The sequence below is a fragment of the Kitasatospora sp. NPDC101447 genome, from assembly GCF_044767225.1.
GTDB lineage: Bacteria > Actinomycetota > Actinomycetes > Streptomycetales > Streptomycetaceae > Kitasatospora.
Genome location: NZ_JBIWNL010000004.1, coordinates 19,676 through 36,175 on the forward strand (window position 1 = coordinate 19,676; position 16,500 = coordinate 36,175).

At 71.6% G+C, this 16,500-nt stretch carries 21 protein-coding genes; 11 read left to right on the top strand and 10 right to left on the bottom strand.

Annotation, left to right across the window (positions count from 1 at the left end; translation table 11 throughout):
- Positions 1-5 precede the first annotated feature (5 nt).
- The gene (locus ACIRST_RS07130; RefSeq protein ID WP_402800651.1) at positions 6-290 is read left to right on the top strand and encodes a hypothetical protein; all 285 of its coding nucleotides are present in this window, start codon (positions 6-8) and stop codon (positions 288-290) included.
- A 250-nt stretch (positions 291-540) separates the two neighbouring features.
- On the opposite strand, the gene ACIRST_RS07135 is transcribed toward ACIRST_RS07130, so the two are convergent.
- On the bottom strand, positions 541-744 hold the full coding sequence (locus tag ACIRST_RS07135; RefSeq protein ID WP_350522197.1) for a hypothetical protein: 204 nt from the start codon (positions 742-744) through the stop codon (positions 541-543).
- A 136-nt stretch (positions 745-880) separates the two neighbouring features.
- Between ACIRST_RS07135 and ACIRST_RS07140 the strand changes: the two genes are divergently transcribed.
- On the top strand, positions 881-1,639 hold the full coding sequence (locus ACIRST_RS07140) for a GntR family transcriptional regulator (RefSeq protein ID WP_350522196.1): 759 nt from the start codon (positions 881-883) through the stop codon (positions 1,637-1,639).
- A 21-nt stretch (positions 1,640-1,660) separates the two neighbouring features.
- On the opposite strand, the gene ACIRST_RS07145 is transcribed toward ACIRST_RS07140, so the two are convergent.
- The 3 genes from ACIRST_RS07145 to ACIRST_RS07155 all read right to left on the bottom strand — a co-directional run bounded on the left by ACIRST_RS07145 (position 1,661) and on the right by ACIRST_RS07155 (position 4,000).
- Positions 1,661-1,921, bottom strand: a complete 261-nt coding sequence (locus ACIRST_RS07145) for a Txe/YoeB family addiction module toxin (RefSeq protein ID WP_402800652.1) — start codon at positions 1,919-1,921, stop codon at positions 1,661-1,663.
- On the bottom strand, positions 1,918-2,190 hold the full coding sequence (locus ACIRST_RS07150) for a type II toxin-antitoxin system Phd/YefM family antitoxin (RefSeq protein WP_396544644.1): 273 nt from the start codon (positions 2,188-2,190) through the stop codon (positions 1,918-1,920). The genes ACIRST_RS07145 and ACIRST_RS07150 overlap by 4 nt, the downstream gene beginning before the upstream one ends.
- 142 nt (positions 2,191-2,332) lie before the next feature.
- Positions 2,333-4,000, bottom strand: coding sequence for a fumarate hydratase (locus tag ACIRST_RS07155; RefSeq protein ID WP_350522193.1), 1,668 nt, complete (start codon positions 3,998-4,000; stop codon positions 2,333-2,335).
- Positions 4,001-4,147: 147 nt separating this feature from the next.
- Here ACIRST_RS07155 and ACIRST_RS07160 point away from each other — a divergent pair, with 147 nt between their 5' ends.
- Complete coding sequence (locus ACIRST_RS07160; RefSeq protein ID WP_402800653.1) at positions 4,148-4,909, top strand: DUF1707 domain-containing protein; 762 nt, start codon at positions 4,148-4,150, stop codon at positions 4,907-4,909.
- 264 nt (positions 4,910-5,173) lie between these two features.
- Positions 5,174-5,605, top strand: a complete 432-nt coding sequence (locus ACIRST_RS07165; protein WP_350522191.1) for a WhiB family transcriptional regulator — start codon at positions 5,174-5,176, stop codon at positions 5,603-5,605.
- Between the two features lie 133 nt (positions 5,606-5,738).
- Here ACIRST_RS07165 and glpX read toward each other — a convergent pair whose 3' ends face one another.
- Positions 5,739-6,779, bottom strand: coding sequence for a class II fructose-bisphosphatase (glpX, locus tag ACIRST_RS07170; protein WP_224283188.1), 1,041 nt, complete (start codon positions 6,777-6,779; stop codon positions 5,739-5,741).
- Between the two features lie 215 nt (positions 6,780-6,994).
- Here glpX and ACIRST_RS07175 point away from each other — a divergent pair, with 215 nt between their 5' ends.
- Positions 6,995-7,531 (top strand): DUF4245 domain-containing protein, encoded by a 537-nt coding sequence (locus ACIRST_RS07175; protein WP_350522190.1) that lies wholly within the window; start codon positions 6,995-6,997, stop codon positions 7,529-7,531.
- A 73-nt stretch (positions 7,532-7,604) separates the two neighbouring features.
- Here ACIRST_RS07175 and ACIRST_RS07180 read toward each other — a convergent pair whose 3' ends face one another.
- The 4 genes from ACIRST_RS07180 to ACIRST_RS07195 all read right to left on the bottom strand — a co-directional run bounded on the left by ACIRST_RS07180 (position 7,605) and on the right by ACIRST_RS07195 (position 11,228).
- A complete protein-coding gene (locus ACIRST_RS07180) occupies positions 7,605-8,207 on the bottom strand; it encodes a malonic semialdehyde reductase (protein WP_350522189.1) in 603 nt (200 codons plus the stop codon).
- A 148-nt stretch (positions 8,208-8,355) separates the two neighbouring features.
- Positions 8,356-8,616 carry an exodeoxyribonuclease VII small subunit gene (locus ACIRST_RS07185; RefSeq protein ID WP_350522188.1) on the bottom strand — a complete coding sequence of 87 codons (261 nt, stop codon included), beginning with the start codon at positions 8,614-8,616 and terminating at the stop codon, positions 8,356-8,358.
- Between the two features lie 32 nt (positions 8,617-8,648).
- A complete protein-coding gene (xseA, locus tag ACIRST_RS07190) occupies positions 8,649-9,863 on the bottom strand; it encodes an exodeoxyribonuclease VII large subunit (protein ID WP_350522187.1) in 1,215 nt (404 codons plus the stop codon).
- Between the two features lie 9 nt (positions 9,864-9,872).
- Positions 9,873-11,228: an APC family permease gene (locus tag ACIRST_RS07195; RefSeq protein ID WP_402800655.1), complete on the bottom strand. Its 1,356-nt coding sequence runs from the start codon at positions 11,226-11,228 to the stop codon at positions 9,873-9,875.
- Between the two features lie 109 nt (positions 11,229-11,337).
- Between ACIRST_RS07195 and ACIRST_RS07200 the strand changes: the two genes are divergently transcribed.
- Together ACIRST_RS07200 and ppgK are read left to right on the top strand one after the other, a co-directional pair.
- The gene (locus ACIRST_RS07200) at positions 11,338-12,312 is read left to right on the top strand and encodes a 4-hydroxy-3-methylbut-2-enyl diphosphate reductase (RefSeq protein ID WP_350522185.1); all 975 of its coding nucleotides are present in this window, start codon (positions 11,338-11,340) and stop codon (positions 12,310-12,312) included.
- A 189-nt stretch (positions 12,313-12,501) separates the two neighbouring features.
- Positions 12,502-13,248 (top strand): polyphosphate--glucose phosphotransferase, encoded by a 747-nt coding sequence (ppgK, locus tag ACIRST_RS07205; RefSeq protein ID WP_350522184.1) that lies wholly within the window; start codon positions 12,502-12,504, stop codon positions 13,246-13,248.
- A 138-nt stretch (positions 13,249-13,386) separates the two neighbouring features.
- Here the strand turns inward: ppgK and ACIRST_RS07210 are convergent, their stop codons facing one another.
- Complete coding sequence (locus ACIRST_RS07210) at positions 13,387-13,866, bottom strand: DUF6542 domain-containing protein (RefSeq protein ID WP_350522183.1); 480 nt, start codon at positions 13,864-13,866, stop codon at positions 13,387-13,389.
- A 297-nt stretch (positions 13,867-14,163) separates the two neighbouring features.
- Here ACIRST_RS07210 and ACIRST_RS07215 point away from each other — a divergent pair, with 297 nt between their 5' ends.
- The 4 genes from ACIRST_RS07215 to ACIRST_RS07230 all read left to right on the top strand — a co-directional run bounded on the left by ACIRST_RS07215 (position 14,164) and on the right by ACIRST_RS07230 (position 16,442).
- Complete coding sequence (locus tag ACIRST_RS07215; protein WP_402800657.1) at positions 14,164-14,553, top strand: VOC family protein; 390 nt, start codon at positions 14,164-14,166, stop codon at positions 14,551-14,553.
- 84 nt (positions 14,554-14,637) lie between these two features.
- Positions 14,638-15,711 carry a redox-regulated ATPase YchF gene (ychF, locus tag ACIRST_RS07220; RefSeq protein WP_350522181.1) on the top strand — a complete coding sequence of 358 codons (1,074 nt, stop codon included), beginning with the start codon at positions 14,638-14,640 and terminating at the stop codon, positions 15,709-15,711.
- A 198-nt stretch (positions 15,712-15,909) separates the two neighbouring features.
- Positions 15,910-16,191 (top strand): type II toxin-antitoxin system prevent-host-death family antitoxin, encoded by a 282-nt coding sequence (locus ACIRST_RS07225; RefSeq protein ID WP_329927349.1) that lies wholly within the window; start codon positions 15,910-15,912, stop codon positions 16,189-16,191.
- Positions 16,188-16,442 (top strand): Txe/YoeB family addiction module toxin, encoded by a 255-nt coding sequence (locus ACIRST_RS07230; protein WP_350522180.1) that lies wholly within the window; start codon positions 16,188-16,190, stop codon positions 16,440-16,442. The genes ACIRST_RS07225 and ACIRST_RS07230 overlap by 4 nt, the downstream gene beginning before the upstream one ends.
- Positions 16,443-16,500 lie beyond the last annotated feature (58 nt).

Genomic DNA, 16,500 nt, shown 5'->3' on the forward strand with positions numbered 1-16,500 from the left:
GCCCAATGGCCAACGACCAGAGCGAGACCCCGGTGGCGTCGACGCCCGAGAACGAGGCGAAGACCGAGGCCCCGGCCGCCGCTGTGGAGGCGGGCAAGGCTGTCGAGGTCGCGGTGGCCGCGTCCTCGAACCCGACCGAGTACACCGCGCCGACGGACGCGCAGAAGAACGCGATCGAGAACGACTTCTTCGGTGACGAGGCCGACCACGTGGTGGAGCCCGCCACGCCGGCCACCGACAAGTCGGGCCAGGTCTACGAGCCGGAGGGCATGATCGCCGGCCACCCGTAACCCGCGCGGTCCGAGTGCCCCCGTGCCCCGTCCGGGCGCGGGGGTGCTGTCGGTTATGTGCACGCCGGTTCGTGCGCCGGTGCGCCGGTGGCCGATTCCCGTTCCCGGTGCACGCATGGTGACCGGTGTCATCCGTAACGTGCCCGGCGGTGTGCGCGGGGCGTTCCGGAATTCCGGATTCACCGGTGGGATAGCAGGGTCCGGAATGTAACTGTTCGCGGGGATTTCGCCGGAATTACCGGAGGCGAAGTCATTCAGCCGAATCGAGGGGCCCGGGAACGGGCGAGACGTGGTGCGGTTCGGCGGCCCATTCGAGGCCGCCGCCCTCGGGGCGCAGGTAGTGCTCGCCGCCGATGGTGTCCATGTAGATGCCGGTGCGTCCGGTCCTCCGGTCGAGGACGAGTTCACCCACGTGCGGTCGGTAGGCCGGGGCGTTGCGCTGTCGGATGCTCACCGCTGTGCTCCTCGCTCGGTAGGCGACTGGCCAGCATCTCTAGAGAAGCTAATATCTCTAGAGATGTCAACGGTCGTATCGGCTTACTAGCGGCCGCGGGCGCGCCTACGATTTGTCCGAGGCAGAGGGAGCGGCGATGACCGGCAGCAGTGGCGACAAGCAGCCCAAGTACCAGCGGATCGCCGACGCGCTGAAGGCGGCCATCGACACCGGCCGGTACCGCGCGGGCGACCGCCTGCCCGGCGAGAACGACCTCATGGACGAGTACGGCGTGGCCCGGATGACCGCCCGCCAGGCACTGGGCGTGCTGCAGAGCGAGGGCATCGCCGAGGCGCGCCGCGGCGCCGGGGTGTTCGTGCGGGACTTCCGGCCGCTGCGCCGGCGCGGCATCCAGCGGCTGGCGCAGGGGCAGTGGGGGTCCGGCCGGTCGATATGGTCGGCCGACATCGACAACCGCAGCCTGGTGGTCGACCAGGTGTCCGTCACCGAGCGGGGCGCGCCCGAGCACGTCTCCCGGGTGCTCGGCGTGGACCCGGGTGCCGCGATGTGCGTACGGAACCGCCGCTTCGTGCTGGACGGCAAGCCGGTGCTGCTCTCCACCTCCTACCTGCCCGCCGGTCTGGTCGCCGGTACCGCGATCACCCGCGAGGACACCGGCCCCGGCGGCACCTATGCCCGGCTGGCCGAGATCGGCGCCAAGCCCGTGCACTTCCGCGAGGAGGTCCGCTCCCGGATGCCCAGCGGGGAGGAGTCCACCCGCCTGGAGCTGTCCGCCGGCACCCCGGTGATCCTGATCTGCCGCACCGCCTTCGCCGACGAGGGCCAGGTGGTCGAGCTCAACGAGATGATCCTGGACGCCGCCTCCTACGTCCTGGAGTACGACTTCGACGCGTGAGCGCCTGTCGCTCGGCTGCTGCTACTGGTAGTGGTAGCGGGCCTTGAGGACCTTCACTTCCTTCTCGTCGGCCCGGTACACCAGTCGGTGCTCGTCATCGATCCGGCGGGACCAGTAGCCGGCCAGGTCGCCCTTCAGCGGTTCGGGCTTCCCGATGCCACCGAACGGGTCGCGCTGGATCTCGCCGATGAGGCGGGTGATCCGCTGGGCCATCTTCCGGTTCGACGCGAGCCAGAACAGGAAGTCCTCCCAGGCGTCCGGGTCGAAGTGGGCGCTCCTCACACCTCTCCCGCCAGGGATTCCAGCTCCTCCATGGTCCGGCTGACGCCGGCCTGACCGGCCCGATCGCGGGCGACGGCCTCCATGAGCCGCTGGGCGTTGGCAGGTGAGCGCAGGAGGTGGATCGTCTCCTGCCACGAGTCGTAGTCCTCGGCGGACATGAGGACCGCGTCCCCGCTCTTCGAGGTGATCCTTATGGGGGCGTGGTCGTCGTTGACCTTCTTGATCAACGGGAAGAGCTGCGTGCGGGCCTCGCTTGCGCTGATCGCCACCGTCGTGCCTCCATCTGCGTACCGTGTCCCCGTACCGCGATGGTACGAGTTCTCCGTACCATGCGCCACGAGAAGACCGCCCCGGTCGCAGGGCGGCCGGGGCGGTCTGGGGGCGTGCGGGGTCATTCCCCGGGCGTGCGGGCTACTCCTTCGAGCGGACCCGCAGGTTGGTGATCAGCGGGCCTTCCGTGGTCTCGCGGAAGAAGTCGTTGCCCTTGTCGTCCACCACGATGAACGCCGGGAAGTCCTCGACCTCGATGCGCCAGACGGCCTCCATGCCGAGCTCGGCGTACTCCAGCACCTCGACCTTCTTGATGCAGTCCTGGGCGAGGCGGGCCGCCGGGCCGCCGATGGAGCCGAGGTAGAAGCCGCCGTGCTCGGCGCAGGCGTCGGTGACCTGCTTGCTGCGGTTGCCCTTGGCGAGCATGACCATCGAGCCGCCGGCCGCCTGGAACTGGTCGACGTAGGAGTCCATCCGGCCGGCCGTGGTGGGGCCGAAGGAGCCGGAGGCGTAGCCCTCGGGGGTCTTGGCCGGGCCCGCGTAGTAGACCGGGTGGTCCTGCAGGTACTTGGGCATGCCCTCGCCGGCGTCCAGGCGCTCCTTGATCTTGGCGTGGGCGATGTCGCGGGCGACGACCAGGGTGCCGGTGAGCGAGAGGCGGGTCTTCACCGGGTACTTGGAGAGCTCGGCGCGGATCGCGGACATCGGCTGGTCGAGGTCGATGCGCACCACGTCGTCGTCGAGGTGTTCGTCGGTGGTGTCCGGCAGGTACTTCGCCGGGTCGGTCTCCAGCTGCTCCAGGAAGACGCCCTCGGCGGTGATCTTGCCCAGCGCCTGGCGGTCGGCGGAGCAGGAGACGGCCATGGCGACCGGCAGCGAGGCGCCGTGGCGCGGCAGGCGCACCACGCGCACGTCGTGGCAGAAGTACTTGCCGCCGAACTGGGCGCCGATGCCGATCTTCTGGGTCAGCTCGGTGACCTTGGCCTCCAGCTCCAGGTCGCGGAAGCCGTGGCCGGTCTTGGCGTTGCCCGAGGTCGGCAGGTTGTCCAGGTAGTGCGCCGAGGCGTACTTGGCGGTCTTCAGCGCGAACTCGGCGCTGGTGCCGCCGATCACGATGGCCAGGTGGTACGGCGGGCAGGCCGCGGTGCCGAGCGAGCGGATCTTCTGCTCCAGGAACGAGAGCATGCTCGCCTCGTTCAGGATGGCCTTGGTCTCCTGGTACAGGTACGACTTGTTGGCGGAGCCGCCGCCCTTGGCCATGAAGAGGAACTTGTACGCGTCGCCGTCGGTGGCGTACAGCTCGATCTGGGCCGGCAGGTTGTTGCCGGTGTTCTTCTCGTCCCACATGGTCACCGGGGCCATCTGGGAGTAGCGCAGGTTGAGCTCGGTGTACGCGTCGTACACGCCGCGCGCGATGGCGGACTCGTCGCCGCCCTGGGTGAGCACGTTCTGGCCGCGCTTGCCCATGACGATCGCGGTGCCGGTGTCCTGGCACATCGGGAGGATGCCGCCGGCCGAGATGTTGACGTTCTTCAGCAGGTCGAGCGCGACGAAGCGGTCGTTGGGGCTGGCCTCCGGGTCGTCCAGGATGCGGCGCAGCTGGGCGAGGTGGGCGGGGCGCAGGTAGTGCGAGATGTCGTGCATCGCCTCGGCCGTCAGCAGCCGCAGGGCCTCGGGCTCGACCTGGAGGAAGGTGCGACCGCCCGCCTCGACGGTGGAGACACCCTCGGAGGTGAGCTTGCGGTACGGGGTCGGGTCAGCGCCCAGGGGGAGCAGGTCGCTGTACTCGAAGTCTGGCGTGGGAGCCATCGGGGCGGTCCTTAGCTATCCAGTGGTCCGGCTGCGTCGGCGAAGCACCATCCAGGGTAGGACCCGGCCGGAGCCGTCCTGCGGACAGGTCAGCCTTGCGTGACCGGGCTCACTCGGGCAGTAGTGCGAGCGACTAGGCTGGCCCCCGTGGACAACTCGCCGTCGCACGACGATCCGGGGCAGCCGGTGCCGGCGCCCGTACCGATGACCAAGTCCGAACTCAAGCCCGAACCAAGGCCGGAGGCGAAGCCCGGGGCCGAGCCGCAACCGTCGCACACGCCGGCGGCGCAGGCGGAGATGCGCGTCTCGGACGCCGACCGGGAGAAGATCGCGGAGCTGCTGCGCGACGCCTACGCCGAGGGGCGCCTGGACGCGGACGAGCACGCGGAGCGCATCGAGGCCGCGTACGCCGCCAAGACCTTCGGCGACCTGGCGCCGCTGACCCGGGACCTGCCGGCCCGGCCGCTGTCCTTCGAGAAGCAGCCGCTGGGTGCGGCGGCCCCGACGCCCCAGCCGCCCGCGCGGCAGGAGTCGCCGGCGGTGGTGGCGATCTTCGGCGGCGCGTCCCGCAAGGGCCGCTGGCGGGTGGGTTCGCACCTGAAGGCCTTCGCCGCGTTCGGCGGGGTGGAGATCGACCTGAGCGACGCGGTCTTCGAGTCGCCCGAGGTCGAGATCGTGGTGATGGCGATGTTCGGCGGGGTCGAGGTCCGGGTGCCGGAGAACGTCAGCCTGCAGGGCGGCGGGGTCGGCCTGTTCGGCGGCTTCGACGTCCGCGAGCAGACCGCCGCGGACCCGTACGCTCCGGTCGTCCGGGTCAAGGGCCTTGCGATGTTCGGCGGTTGCACCGCCAAGCCGCGCCGGGGCAAGAAGCTCAAGGAGTGGGTTCGCCGCCAACTCGGCACCGAGTAAACCCTGTTGACCAGCACAGCGCCCGACCGGGAGCCAACTCCCGGTCGGGCGCTTGACGTTGTGGCCGGTGCACTCCGTAGTCGATTGCGTGCAGTGTGCATGAATCGCGGCCGGGCGGGGTAGTTCCTTCCGCACATCGCTTCTTGTACGGCTGCGCACCGGAGGCGGCCGAGCGGCCGTTCCGGAGGGTTGGACAGCGGGGGCTCGCAGCCGGGCAGGGGAGCGGGGTTCCCCGTGTCCGAGAGCCTCGTCAGGAGTACGGCCGTGCTGCATCCGATCGAGTCCCGCACCACCTCGCCAGTCGCCGCCGCGCAGCTGCTGGAGCGCCGGCCCGGCGTCCGCCCGCAGCCGCAGCCCCCGGGCGGCCCGACGGGTGCCCCCGCGGGCGAGGACGACCCCTGGCACACCGGCGCGGCGTGCCGGCGGGATGAGGTGGGGCTGTTCTTCGCGCCCTCCAAGGAGCCCACGGCGGCCCGGCTGTCCCGCGAGGAGCAGGCCAAGCAGGTCTGTGCCCGCTGCCCGGTGCTGCTGGAGTGCCGCGAGCACGCGCTGGCCCAGCCGGAGCCGTACGGCGTCTGGGGCGGGCTGACGGCCGCCGAGCGGCGGGTGGTGCTGGCCCGGCGGCGGCGCCGGGACGGCGAGCTGCGCGAGGCGGCCCGGGTGACGGCGGCCGCCGGGCGCCGGATAGCCGGGTGACGGCGGGCCGAAGACCCGGGAGTCGGGCGCCGCGGGGCCGGGGGCCCGGGGCCGGACGTGCCGCGGCCCCGGCGGAGGGGGATTCCGCCGGGGCCGCTGCCTGCTGTCCGCAGGACGCGCCGTTTCCGGTTCGTCAGTTGGCGCGGTCGAAGTCGATCGCGCTGTAGGCCCGCAGCTTCGAGAGCTTGTGGGTGGAGTTGATCTCGCGGATGGTGCCGCTCTTGGAACGCATCACCAGCGAGCTGGTGGTGGCGGTCTCCGAGCGGTAGTGCACACCGCGCAGCAGTTCGCCGTCGGTGATGCCGGTGGCGACGAAGAACACGTTCTCGCCGCTGACCAGGTCGTCGGTGGTGAGCACCCGGTCCAGGTCGTGGCCGGCGTCCAGGGCCTTCTGCCGCTCGGCGTCGTCCTTGGGCCACAGCCGGCCCTGGATCACGCCGCCCATGCACTTCATCGCGCAGGCCGCGATGATGCCCTCCGGGGTGCCGCCGACGCCCATCAGCAGGTCGACGCCGGTGCCCTCGCGGGCGGCCATGATGGCGCCGGCCACGTCGCCGTCGGAGATGAACTTGATCCGGGCGCCCGCCTCGCGGATCTCCCGGACCAGGCCGTCGTGGCGCGGGCGGTCGAGCACGACGACGGTGACGTCCTCGACGGCGCTGCCCTTGGCCTTGGCGACCCGGCGGATGTTCACCGCCGCCGGGGCGGTGATGTCGACGAACTCGGCGGCCTCCGGGCCGGCCACCAGCTTGTCCATGTAGAACACGGCGCTGGGGTCGAACATGGTGCCGCGGTCGGCCACGGCCAGCACGGCCACGGCGTTGTTCATGCCCTTGGCGGTGAGGGTGGTGCCGTCCACCGGGTCCACCGCGACGTCGCACTCGGCGCCGGTGCCGTCGCCGACCCGCTCGCCGTTGTAGAGCATCGGGGCTTCGTCCTTCTCGCCCTCGCCGATGACGACGACGCCGTTCATCGAGACGGTCGAGACGAGGGTGCGCATCGCCTTGACGGCCGCGCCGTCCGCGCCGTTCTTGTCGCCACGGCCGACCCACCGGCCAGCGGCCATCGCGGCCGCCTCGGTGACCCGGACGAGTTCGAGCGCGAGGTTCCGGTCCGGAGCCTCGGGCGCGACCTCCAGGGCGCTGGGAAGGTGGTGCGGGTACTGCGTGGTCATCGTCGTTACCTCTCTGTACGCGACGGCCAGTGAGCGCCCGACTACTGCCTGGTCGAACGCCGTGGTGAGGGTTCTGCGATCGTATCTGCCCACGAGATGACTGTCTGTGGCGCGGGTCGCCATGCTCAGGCGAAAACCACCGCTTCGTCCCGGTTCACCCGTACGTGGGCACCCCGGGTGGCCGTGCCGTTGTGTGGATGAGTCACCATGTGGGGGTGGCTGCAGAGAGCAAGGGCATGAGGGGTCGCCAGACCGTACGGGACATGGTCCTGTCGATGGTGGCGGTCGGTTTCGTCGTCTGGATCGGGTACCTCTTCCTCCCGCACGACGCCGACGGCGATCCGGTGCACGTGGTCGAGTACAAGGTGGCCGCGGCCACCGCCAAGCGTGCCGCGCCGTACCCGCTGCTCTCCCCGGACGGGCTGTCCGACAAGTGGCGGGCCACCTCGGTCAGCTACCGCTCGGCCGACCAGAGCAACGGCAAGGGCAACGCCTGGCACCTGGGCTTCGTGACGCCGTCCGGCCAGTACGCGGCGGTCGAGCAGAGCGACGCGCCGCGCGACTCGCTGCTCGCCGACAAGGTCCGCGGCGGCAAGCCGGACGGCACCTCCGACGTGGACGGCCACACCTGGGACCGGGTCCAGGGCGAGAAGGCCCGCGCGCTGACCGCGCAGACCGGCTCCGGGACGACCGTGCTCACCGGCACCGCCTCCTACGAGGAGCTGGCCGAGCTGGCGCAGGCGCTCAAGTAGCGCCGCCCCGCACTCGAACGCCGAAGGGCCCCGCACCGGACGAACCGGTGCGGGGCCCTTTCGCGCGGGCCGGTCAGACCGTGGTGACGACCTCGTCGTACGCCAGGCGCGGCGAACGCGGGAACCAGGCGTCCTCGCCCGGCTTGCCGATGTTGACCACGGCCAGCACCGAGTGCTCGCCGTCGCCGAAGAACTCCTTGTTGATGCCCTCGGCGTCGAAGCCGGTCATCGGGCCCGCGGCCAGGCCGGCGGCGCGCACGCCGATGATGAAGTACGCGGCCTGCAGGGCGCCGTTCAGCGTGGCGGACTGCTCGCGGACGCTGCGCTCCGAGAAGAACATGTCCTTGGCCTGCGGGAAGTGCGGCAGCTGGGTCGGCAGCTCCTCGTGGAACTCGTTGTCCACGGCGAGGACGGCGACCAGCGGGGCGGCGGCGGTCTTGGCCTTGTTGCCGTCCGCCATGTGCTGGACGAGGCGCTCGCGGCCCTCGGCCGAGCGGACCAGGACGACGCGCAGCGGCTGCTGGTTGAACGCGGTCGGGCCGAACTTGACCAGGTCGTAGATGGCCTGGACCTGCTCCTCGGAGACCGGCTCGTCGGTGAAGGTGTTCGCGGTGCGGGCCTCGCGGAACAGCAGGTCCTGAGCGGCGGCGTCGAGTACCAGGGCGTCGGTGGTCATGCTTCTGCACCTCATGCGGGAGGGGGGTTCGTCGGTGTGACCGGCCGTGGCCGATCACTTCCTCCAACATAGGTGAATCTTCAACGATTCCCCAAGTCGATGTGATCCACCTCACGTCCTCCGCCGGGTCGCGCCCGCCCCGGCCGCCTCACTCGCCGCCCGGGGCCCCGCCGTCCTCGGCCGCCAGTGCGGCGTCCAGCCGGGCCCGGGCGCCGTCCAGCCAGCGCTGGCACACCTTGGCCAGCTGCTCGCCGCGCTCCCACAGGGCCAGCGACTCCTCCAGCGACGTGCCGCCGTTCTCCAGCTGCCGGACCACGTCCAGCAGCGCGTCCCGGGCGTGCTCGTAGCCCAGCGCGTCGTCCGGGTTCGGGGCCGCCGCCGCGTCCTGCTGCTCCTGCTGCTCTGCCATGCGTGCCAGCGTAGGGGGTGGGACGGACACCGCTAGTCCTCCTCGGCCACGGTGACCGGGAAGCCGCCACCCGCGACCCGGGCGTGCAGCCCCTCGCCGGGCGCGACCTGGGCCGGGTCGGTCACCACCGTGCCGTCCGTCCGCTGGAGCACCGCGTAGCCGCGCTCCAGGGTGGCCGCAGGGGAGAGCGCGACCACCCGGGCCAGGGTGTGCCCGAGGTCGCTCTGCGCGTGGTCCAGCCGGTGCCGCAGGGTGCGCCGGGCCCGCTCCAGCAGGCCCTCCACCTCCTGGCCGCGTCCGTCCAGCATCCGGTGCGGGGCGGCCAGCGACGGGCGGGTGCGCAGCCCGTCCAGCCCGTGCTGCTCGCGCTCGACCCGGGCCAGCACGTGCCGGCGGGCGCGGTCGCGCAGCTGGCGGACCTTGGCCAGCTCCTCGCCGACGTCCGGAACCACCCGTTTGGCGGCATCGGTCGGCGTGGAGGCGCGCAGGTCGGCGACGAAGTCCAGCAGCGGCTGGTCGGGCTCGTGCCCGATCGCGCTGACCACCGGCGTACGGGCGGCCGCGACGAGCCGCACCAGGCCCTCGTCCGAGAACGGCAGCAGGTCCTCCACGCTGCCGCCGCCCCGGGCCACGATGATCACGTCCACCTCGGGGTGCTCGTCCAGCTCCCGCACCGCCGCGCTCACCCGCTCCACCGCGCTGACCCCCTGCACCGGGACGTTGCGCACCTCGAAGCGGACGGCCGGCCAGCGCCGCCGGGCGTTCTCCAGCACGTCCCGCTCGGCCGCCGAGCCGCGCCCGGTGACCAGCCCGACGCACTGCGGCAGGAACGGCAGCGGCCGCTTGCGCTCGGCCGCGAACAGCCCCTCCCCGGCGAGCCGCCGCTTCAGCTGCTCCAGCCGCGCCAGCAGCTCGCCCAGGCCCACCGGCCGGATCTCCGAGGCGCGCATCGACAGCTGCCCGCGCGCCGCGTACCACTCCGGCTTGGCGTGCACGACGACCCGCGCGCCCTCCTGCACGACGTCCGCGACCTGGTCGAACACCGAGCGGAAGCAGGTCACCGTGAGCGACACGTCCGCCTGCGGGTCCCGCAGGGTCAGGAACACCACGCCCGCCCCGGGGCGGCGGCTGAGCTGGGTGATCTGCCCCTCCACCCACACCGCGCCGAGCCGGTCGATCCAACCGCCGATCAGCGCGGAGACCTTGCCGACCGGGAGCGGGGCTTCGGGGGAGCTGGTGTTGGCCATGGGACGAGGCTAGCGGCGCCTGCCGACACTGCCCGGCGAACCCTGCACTCCGAGCACCACCAGGCCGACGGCCAGCCAGACCAGCCCGACCAGCTGGGCGGTGGCCGAGGCCTCGTAGACCACCGCGCCGATCACGGCGATCCCCAGCAGCGGGACGACGAGGTGCCGCAGCCGGTCCCGCGAGCCGTGCTGCACGGTGTACCAGCCGATCACCGAGGCCTGCAGCAGTGCGAAGGCGGTCAGCGCGCCCACGTTCACCACCGAGGTCAGCCGGTCCAGGCCGTCGTCCCGGTTCGCCGCCCAGACCGCCGCCGCCATCGTGATCACCGCGGCGGCGAGCAGCGCCCGGCGCGGCACCGCACTGGCCGGGTCGACCGAGCCGAGCACGCGCGGCAGCCGTCCGTCCCGGGCCATCGCGAAGACCAGCCGCCCGGCCGCGGCCTGCCCGGCCAGGGCCGCGAAGGCCGCGCCGATCGCCTTGCTCGCCGCCACCAGCACGTGCAGCCAGTGCCCGATGCCGCTCTCCACCGTGTCGTAGAAGGCCGAGCCCTGCGCCACCGGATCGGCCGCCAGCTGCCGCGGACCCAGCGGCTCCAGCAGCGCCGCCAGGTAGGTCTGCGTCACGAACAGCACCCCGGCCAGCGCCAGGCACCAGAGCAGCGCCCGGGCGACCGCCTCCGAGGCGCCGACCGCCTCCTCCACGAAGGTCGCGATCGCGTCGAAGCCCAGGTAGGAGAGCACCGCGACGGACACCGCCGCGACCACGGCGGTCGACGAGAAGCCGCCGACGGCGGTGAAGGGGGTGTCCCAGCCCCGCCGGGCGCCGTCCTGGGCCAGCGCCACCACGGCCGCCACCACGAACACCAGCAGCACCGCGATCTCCATCGCGAGCACCGCGAAGCCGACCGCCGCCGCCGTCCGCACCCCGACCAGGTTGAGCGCGGTGGTCACCACGACCGCGATCGCCGTCCACACCCAGCGCGAGACGCCCGGCACCAGCGAGTGCAGCGCGATCCCGGAGAACAAGTAGGCCACCGCCGGGATCAGCAGGTAGTCGAGCATCGCCATCCACCCGGCGATGAACCCCGGCCCCTCGCCCAGCCCGGCCCGGGCGTAGGCGAACACCGACCCGGTCTGCGGCACCGCGCGCACCATCTGGGCGTACGAGAAGGCGGTGAATCCCATCGCCACCGTGGCGACCAGGTACACCGTGGCGACGGCCCCGTGGCTCTTGGCGTCCAGCACGCCGAACACGCCGACCGGGGCCATCGGGGCGATGAACAGCAGCCCGTAGACCATCAGATCGCGGACGCCCAGGCTGCGGCGCAGGCCGCTCGGCGTCGCCTGCTCGCTCGCAGAGCTCATAGACACCACATTTGAGCACTTGTGATCGGGTCTGTACGGAAAATGCCCGTTGTCGGCGCGGCTGCCCGCCCCGGGCGGCGCCGCCCGCTGCCGCCCGTACGATGGAGCCATGTCCAACACCGCGCCGCGCCGTGTCCTGCTCGCCGCCCCCCGGGGCTACTGCGCGGGCGTCGACCGCGCCGTGATCGCCGTGGAGAAGGCCCTGGAGCAGTACGGGGCGCCCATCTACGTCCGCAAGCAGATCGTCCACAACAAGTACGTGGTGCAGACCCTGGAGAAGAAGGGCGCGATCTTCGTCGACGAGACGGAGGAGGTGCCCGAGGGCTCGATCGTGGTCTTCTCCGCGCACGGCGTCGCGCCGTCCGTCCACGACGAGGCGCGGGCCGGCAGGCTCGCCACCATCGACGCCACCTGCCCCCTGGTCACCAAGGTGCACAAGGAGGCCGTGCGCTTCGCCGACGAGGGCTTCGACATCCTGCTGGTGGGTCACGAGGGCCACGAGGAGGTCATCGGCACCATGGGCGAGGCCCCGGACCGGATCCACCTGGTGGACGGTGCCGAGGACGTCGCCAACGTGCAGGTCCGGGACGAGTCCCGGGTCGTCTGGCTGTCCCAGACCACCCTGTCGGTGGACGAGACCATGGCCACCGTCGGCGAGCTGAAGAAGCGCTTCCCGGCGCTGGTCAGCCCGCCCAGCGACGACATCTGCTACGCGACCCAGAACCGCCAGGTCGCGGTCAAGCAGATGGCCCCCGAGACCGACCTGCTGATCGTGGTCGGCTCCAAGAACTCCTCCAACTCGGTCCGCCTGGTCGAGGTCGGCCTGGAGTACGGCGCCAAGGCCGCCCACCTGGTGGACTTCGCCGAGGAGATCCGCGAGGAGTGGCTGGAGGGCGTCGGCACCGTCGGCCTGACCAGCGGCGCCTCCGTCCCGGAGATCCTGGTCGAGGGCGTGCTCGAATTCCTGGCCGCGCGCGGTTACGACACGGTCGAGACCGTCAAGACCGCCGAGGAGCACCTGACCTTCTCGCTGCCCAAGGAGCTGCGCCGCGACCTGCGCGCCGAGGCGGCCGGCAAGCTCTGACGCTTCCGGAGGACCCGGCACCCCCTCGCGGGGTGCCGGGTCCTTTGCTGTGCGGCCTGCCTGCTGCGTCCTGCTCTCCGCGGTGCCGGCCTGCGCCGCTCTTTGCGGTGCGGGCCCGTGCGTGCTCTCGTAGCTTTGTTCACAGGCTGTGGACAAGCGGGTCCGCGGCGACAGCGGAGGGTGGACGTGATGACGGCGGTATTCGGCGTGGACATCGGCGGCTCGGGCATCAAGGGCGCACCGGTCGACCTCGCCCGGGGCGCGCTCGCCGAGGAGCGGTACAAGGTGCTCACCCCGCAGCCGTCCGCCCCCGAAGCCGTGGTCGCCGCCGTGTGCGAGGTGGTCCGCCACTTCGACCACCGGGGCCCGGTCGGGCTGACCTTCCCCGGCGTGGTGGTCGACGGCCGGACCAGGACGGCGGCCAACGTGGACAAGGGCTGGATCGGCGTGGACGCCGAGGGCCTGTTCCGCGAGGCGCTGGACCTGCCGGCGACCGTCCTCAACGACGCCGACGCGGCCGGCCTCGCCGAGACCACGCACGGCGCGGGCCGCGGGCGCTCCGGCGTCGTCATGGTGCTCACCTTCGGCACCGGCATCGGCAGCGCGCTCTTCGTGGACGGCGCGCTGGTGCCCAACACCGAGCTGGGCCACCTCGAACTGCGCGGCAAGGACGCCGAGCGGCGGGCCTCCTCGGCTGCCAAGGAGCGGCACGGGCTGAACTGGGCGCAGTGGGCCGGGCGGGTCGACGAGTACCTGGACCTGGTGGAGATGCTGTTCTCGCCGCAGCTGATCGTGATCGGCGGCGGGGTGAGCCGCAAGCACGAGAAGTTCCTGCCGCTGCTGAAGGAGCGCGAGGCGGGGGTGGTGCCCGCGGAGCTGCGCAACGACGCGGGCATCGTCGGGGCCGCGATGGCGGCGGCCCGCGCGGCGGGCTGAGGCCCGCGCCGGGTGGTCAGTCCGGTTCGCCGGGCCGCTCCGCTGTGGCCGGTCCGCTGTGGCCGGTTCAACGCGAGCGCCGGATCGGCCGCTTCCGCCGGATCGACCGCTCCCGCCCCGGGGCCGGCGGGAGCGGGTTCAGCGGGAGCGGTGGAACCGGCGCTGGGCGACGAAGCGCGCGAGCACGATCAGCGCGGCGAGCCCGGTGCCGGAGAACAGCCAGCCGGCCCGCAGGGCCAGCCCGGTCGCGAGCGAGACCACCTGGGCGGTGACGCCCGAGGAGCCGACCGGTGCGAGCAGCAGCAGGGCCGCGGCGAAGGCGATCGGCCCGCTGATCGGCGCGGCCAGCAGGTCGACGTAGCGGACCCGGACGGCCAGCTGGAAGCAGACCACCAGGTAGCCGAGGCCGAACAGCCAGCCGAGGTCGCCGAAGAGCAGCCGGTCCAGGCCCGCCACCGCGAGCGTGGCCAGGACGGCGACCACGCCGGCTCCGATGGCCGTCAGCCGGGTCGGCCGACCGGTCCGGCGCCGCCCGTACGGCTGCTCGTCGCCGCGCCCGCGCAGCGGCAGCCGCAGCCGCGGGCCGGCCGGGCGGGCGGGTCCGGAGGGGCCGGTCACCGGCCGTAGTCGGGAGGCGGGGGCGGACCCGGCCGTCTCGGGAGCCCGGCCTGGACCGGGGACGGAGGCTGCGGCCGCGCCGTTCGGCGGACGGCGTCTGGGCCCTGGCGGCTGGGTTCGGATGCGCTGCTCCACCCGCCCAACGTACGGTCCGATCATCGCCACACTGTGTAATGGACCGTTCAGGTCTTGCCCCGTGTCTCCGGATGGCTTAGTCATGTGATCGTCGATCGGGCGGCTGACCTGCCCGGCCGAGCCGACACATCATGATCATCGGATCGTCCCACGGGGGTGCACATGACCGGTTTCACGTTCGAACGGCTCGACCACGTCCAGCTCGACATCCCGGCCGGCGCCGAGGACGAGTGCCGGGCGTTCTGGTCCGGCGTGCTCGGCATGGCCGAGCTGGAGAAGCCGCCGGTGCTCGCCGCCCGCGGCGGCTGCTGGTTCCGCGGCGGTGGCGTCGAGGTGCACCTGGGCGTGACCCCGGACTTCCGCCCGTCCCGCAAGGGGCACCCCGGGATCCTGGTGCACTCGCTGGACGCACTGGCCGAGCGCCTCGCCGCGCACGGCCACGAGGTGCTCTGGGACGACAACCTGCCCGGCCACCGGCGCTTCCACAGCGCCGACACGCTGGGCAACCGGCTGGAGTTCCTGGAGCCCCGGGCGGCGTCGACCGAGGCGTGAGGCAGCGCGGGCGCTGCCCGTAGACTTGGGGGTCGGCCCGTACGGTGCCGACCCAACTCCTCCAAGCCCACGGGACTGCGCTTCATGTCGCTCACGATCGGAATCGTCGGCCTGCCGAACGTCGGCAAGTCGACCCTGTTCAACGCCCTGACCAAGAACGACGTGCTGGCGGCCAACTACCCGTTCGCCACCATCGAGCCGAACGTGGGCGTGGTCGGCGTCCCGGACGAGCGGCTGGCCAAGCTCGCCGGGATCTTCGGCTCCCAGCGCATCCTCCCGGCGACCGTCGACTTCGTCGACATCGCCGGCATCGTGCGCGGCGCCAGCGAGGGCGAGGGCCTGGGCAACAAGTTCCTCGCCAACATCCGCGAGTCGGACGCGATCTGCCAGGTCGTGCGCGCCTTCACCGACCCGGACGTGGTGCACGTGGACGGCAAGGTGTCGCCCAAGGACGACATCGAGACCATCCACACCGAGCTGATCCTGGCCGACCTCCAGACCATCGAGAAGGTCCTGCCGCGGCTGCAGAAGGAGGCGCGCCTCAAGAAGGACACCGCCCCGGTGCTGGCCGCCGCCGAGGCCGCGCAGGCGATCCTGGAGACCGGCAAGACCCTCTTCGAGGCCGGCTTCGACACCGCCCCGATCCGCGAGCTCCACCTGCTGACCGCCAAGCCCTTCCTCTACGTCTTCAACGTGGACGAGGACGAACTGGTCGACGAGGACTTTAAGAACGCCCAGCGCGAGCTGGTCGCCCCGGCCGAGGCGATCTTCCTCAACGCCAAGATCGAGTCCGAGCTGATCGAGCTGGACGACGCCGAGGCCCTCGAACTCCTCCAGTCCATGGGCCAGGAGGAGCCCGGCCTCGCCACGCTCGCCCGGGTCGGCTTCGACACCCTCGGCCTGCAGACCTACCTGACGGCCGGCCCCAAGGAGACCCGGGCCTGGACCATCAAGAAGGGCGCCACCGCCCCCGAGGCCGCCGGTGTCATCCACACCGACTTCCAGAAGGGCTTCATCAAGGCCGAGGTGATCTCCTTCGCCGACCTCGTCGAGTCCGGCTCGATCGCCGAGGCCCGCTCCAAGGGCAAGGCCCGCATCGAGGGCAAGGAGTACGTCATGCAGGACGGCGACGTGGTGGAGTTCCGCTTCAACGTGTGATCGGGCCACTGCTGCATGCCACGTGACGTGGCAAGTGTGCAGGTCGGAGAGGGTCGGACTCCACGGAGTCCGGCCCTCTCCTCGTTGCCGTGCTGACTTGGTGCTGACTTTCGGGTGTCCCCAACGGTCGCCGACCCACTCGGAAGCGCGCCTGAGTGGTACGTTATTCGGTACCACTCGCCGAAGGGGGTACGCGCCATGTCCATCACCGCGAGCGAGGCCCGCAGGGATCTCTTTCCGTTGATCAAGAAGGTCAACGAGGATCACGACGCCATCGAGATCGTGTCCAAGCACGGAAATGCCGTGCTCGTCTCGGCCGAGGACTACGCCGCCCTGCGTGAGGGCTCGTACCTCCTGCGTTCGCCGGCGAATGCGCGTCGCCTGCTCAAGGCGTACGACAACGCGCTGAACGGTATAGGGCTCTCCGAGCGCACGCTCATCGACCCCGACTCGGCTGATGCCGGGCGGGGTGTCGAGTGAGGCTCGTCTTCGAAGAGCAGGGCTGGGAGGACTACACGTCCTGGCTGAAGAACGATCGCAAGATGCTCGCGAGGATCAACAAGCTGATCGAGGACGTCCTGCGCGATCCGTTCACCGGGATCGGCAAGCCCGAGCCGCTGAAGTACCACCTGCCGGGGGTCTGGTCGCGGCGGATCGATGACGAGCACCGCCTCGTCTATCTGGTCACCGACCGGGAAATCATCATCCTGGCGGCCCGCTACCACTACTGATCCCCGGCCGTGGCGTGCTGTTCCGCTTCAACGTGTGACGGCTGATGCGTGACCGGAC

Coding starts and splice junctions, on each gene's coding strand:
- ACIRST_RS07130 (WP_402800651.1), top strand. CDS start 6: ATGGCCAACGACCAGAGCGAGACCCCGGTGGCGTCGACGCCCGAGAAC.
- ACIRST_RS07140 (WP_350522196.1), top strand. CDS start 881: ATGACCGGCAGCAGTGGCGACAAGCAGCCCAAGTACCAGCGGATCGCC.
- ACIRST_RS07155 (WP_350522193.1), bottom strand. CDS start 4,000: ATGGCTCCCACGCCAGACTTCGAGTACAGCGACCTGCTCCCCCTGGGC.
- glpX (WP_224283188.1), bottom strand. CDS start 6,779: ATGACCACGCAGTACCCGCACCACCTTCCCAGCGCCCTGGAGGTCGCG.
- ACIRST_RS07180 (WP_350522189.1), bottom strand. CDS start 8,207: ATGACCACCGACGCCCTGGTACTCGACGCCGCCGCTCAGGACCTGCTG.
- ACIRST_RS07185 (WP_350522188.1), bottom strand. CDS start 8,616: ATGGCAGAGCAGCAGGAGCAGCAGGACGCGGCGGCGGCCCCGAACCCG.
- xseA (WP_350522187.1), bottom strand. CDS start 9,863: ATGGCCAACACCAGCTCCCCCGAAGCCCCGCTCCCGGTCGGCAAGGTC.
- ACIRST_RS07195 (WP_402800655.1), bottom strand. CDS start 11,228: ATGAGCTCTGCGAGCGAGCAGGCGACGCCGAGCGGCCTGCGCCGCAGC.
- ACIRST_RS07200 (WP_350522185.1), top strand. CDS start 11,338: ATGTCCAACACCGCGCCGCGCCGTGTCCTGCTCGCCGCCCCCCGGGGC.
- ppgK (WP_350522184.1), top strand. CDS start 12,502: ATGACGGCGGTATTCGGCGTGGACATCGGCGGCTCGGGCATCAAGGGC.
- ACIRST_RS07215 (WP_402800657.1), top strand. CDS start 14,164: ATGACCGGTTTCACGTTCGAACGGCTCGACCACGTCCAGCTCGACATC.
- ychF (WP_350522181.1), top strand. CDS start 14,638: ATGTCGCTCACGATCGGAATCGTCGGCCTGCCGAACGTCGGCAAGTCG.
- ACIRST_RS07225 (WP_329927349.1), top strand. CDS start 15,910: ATGTCCATCACCGCGAGCGAGGCCCGCAGGGATCTCTTTCCGTTGATC.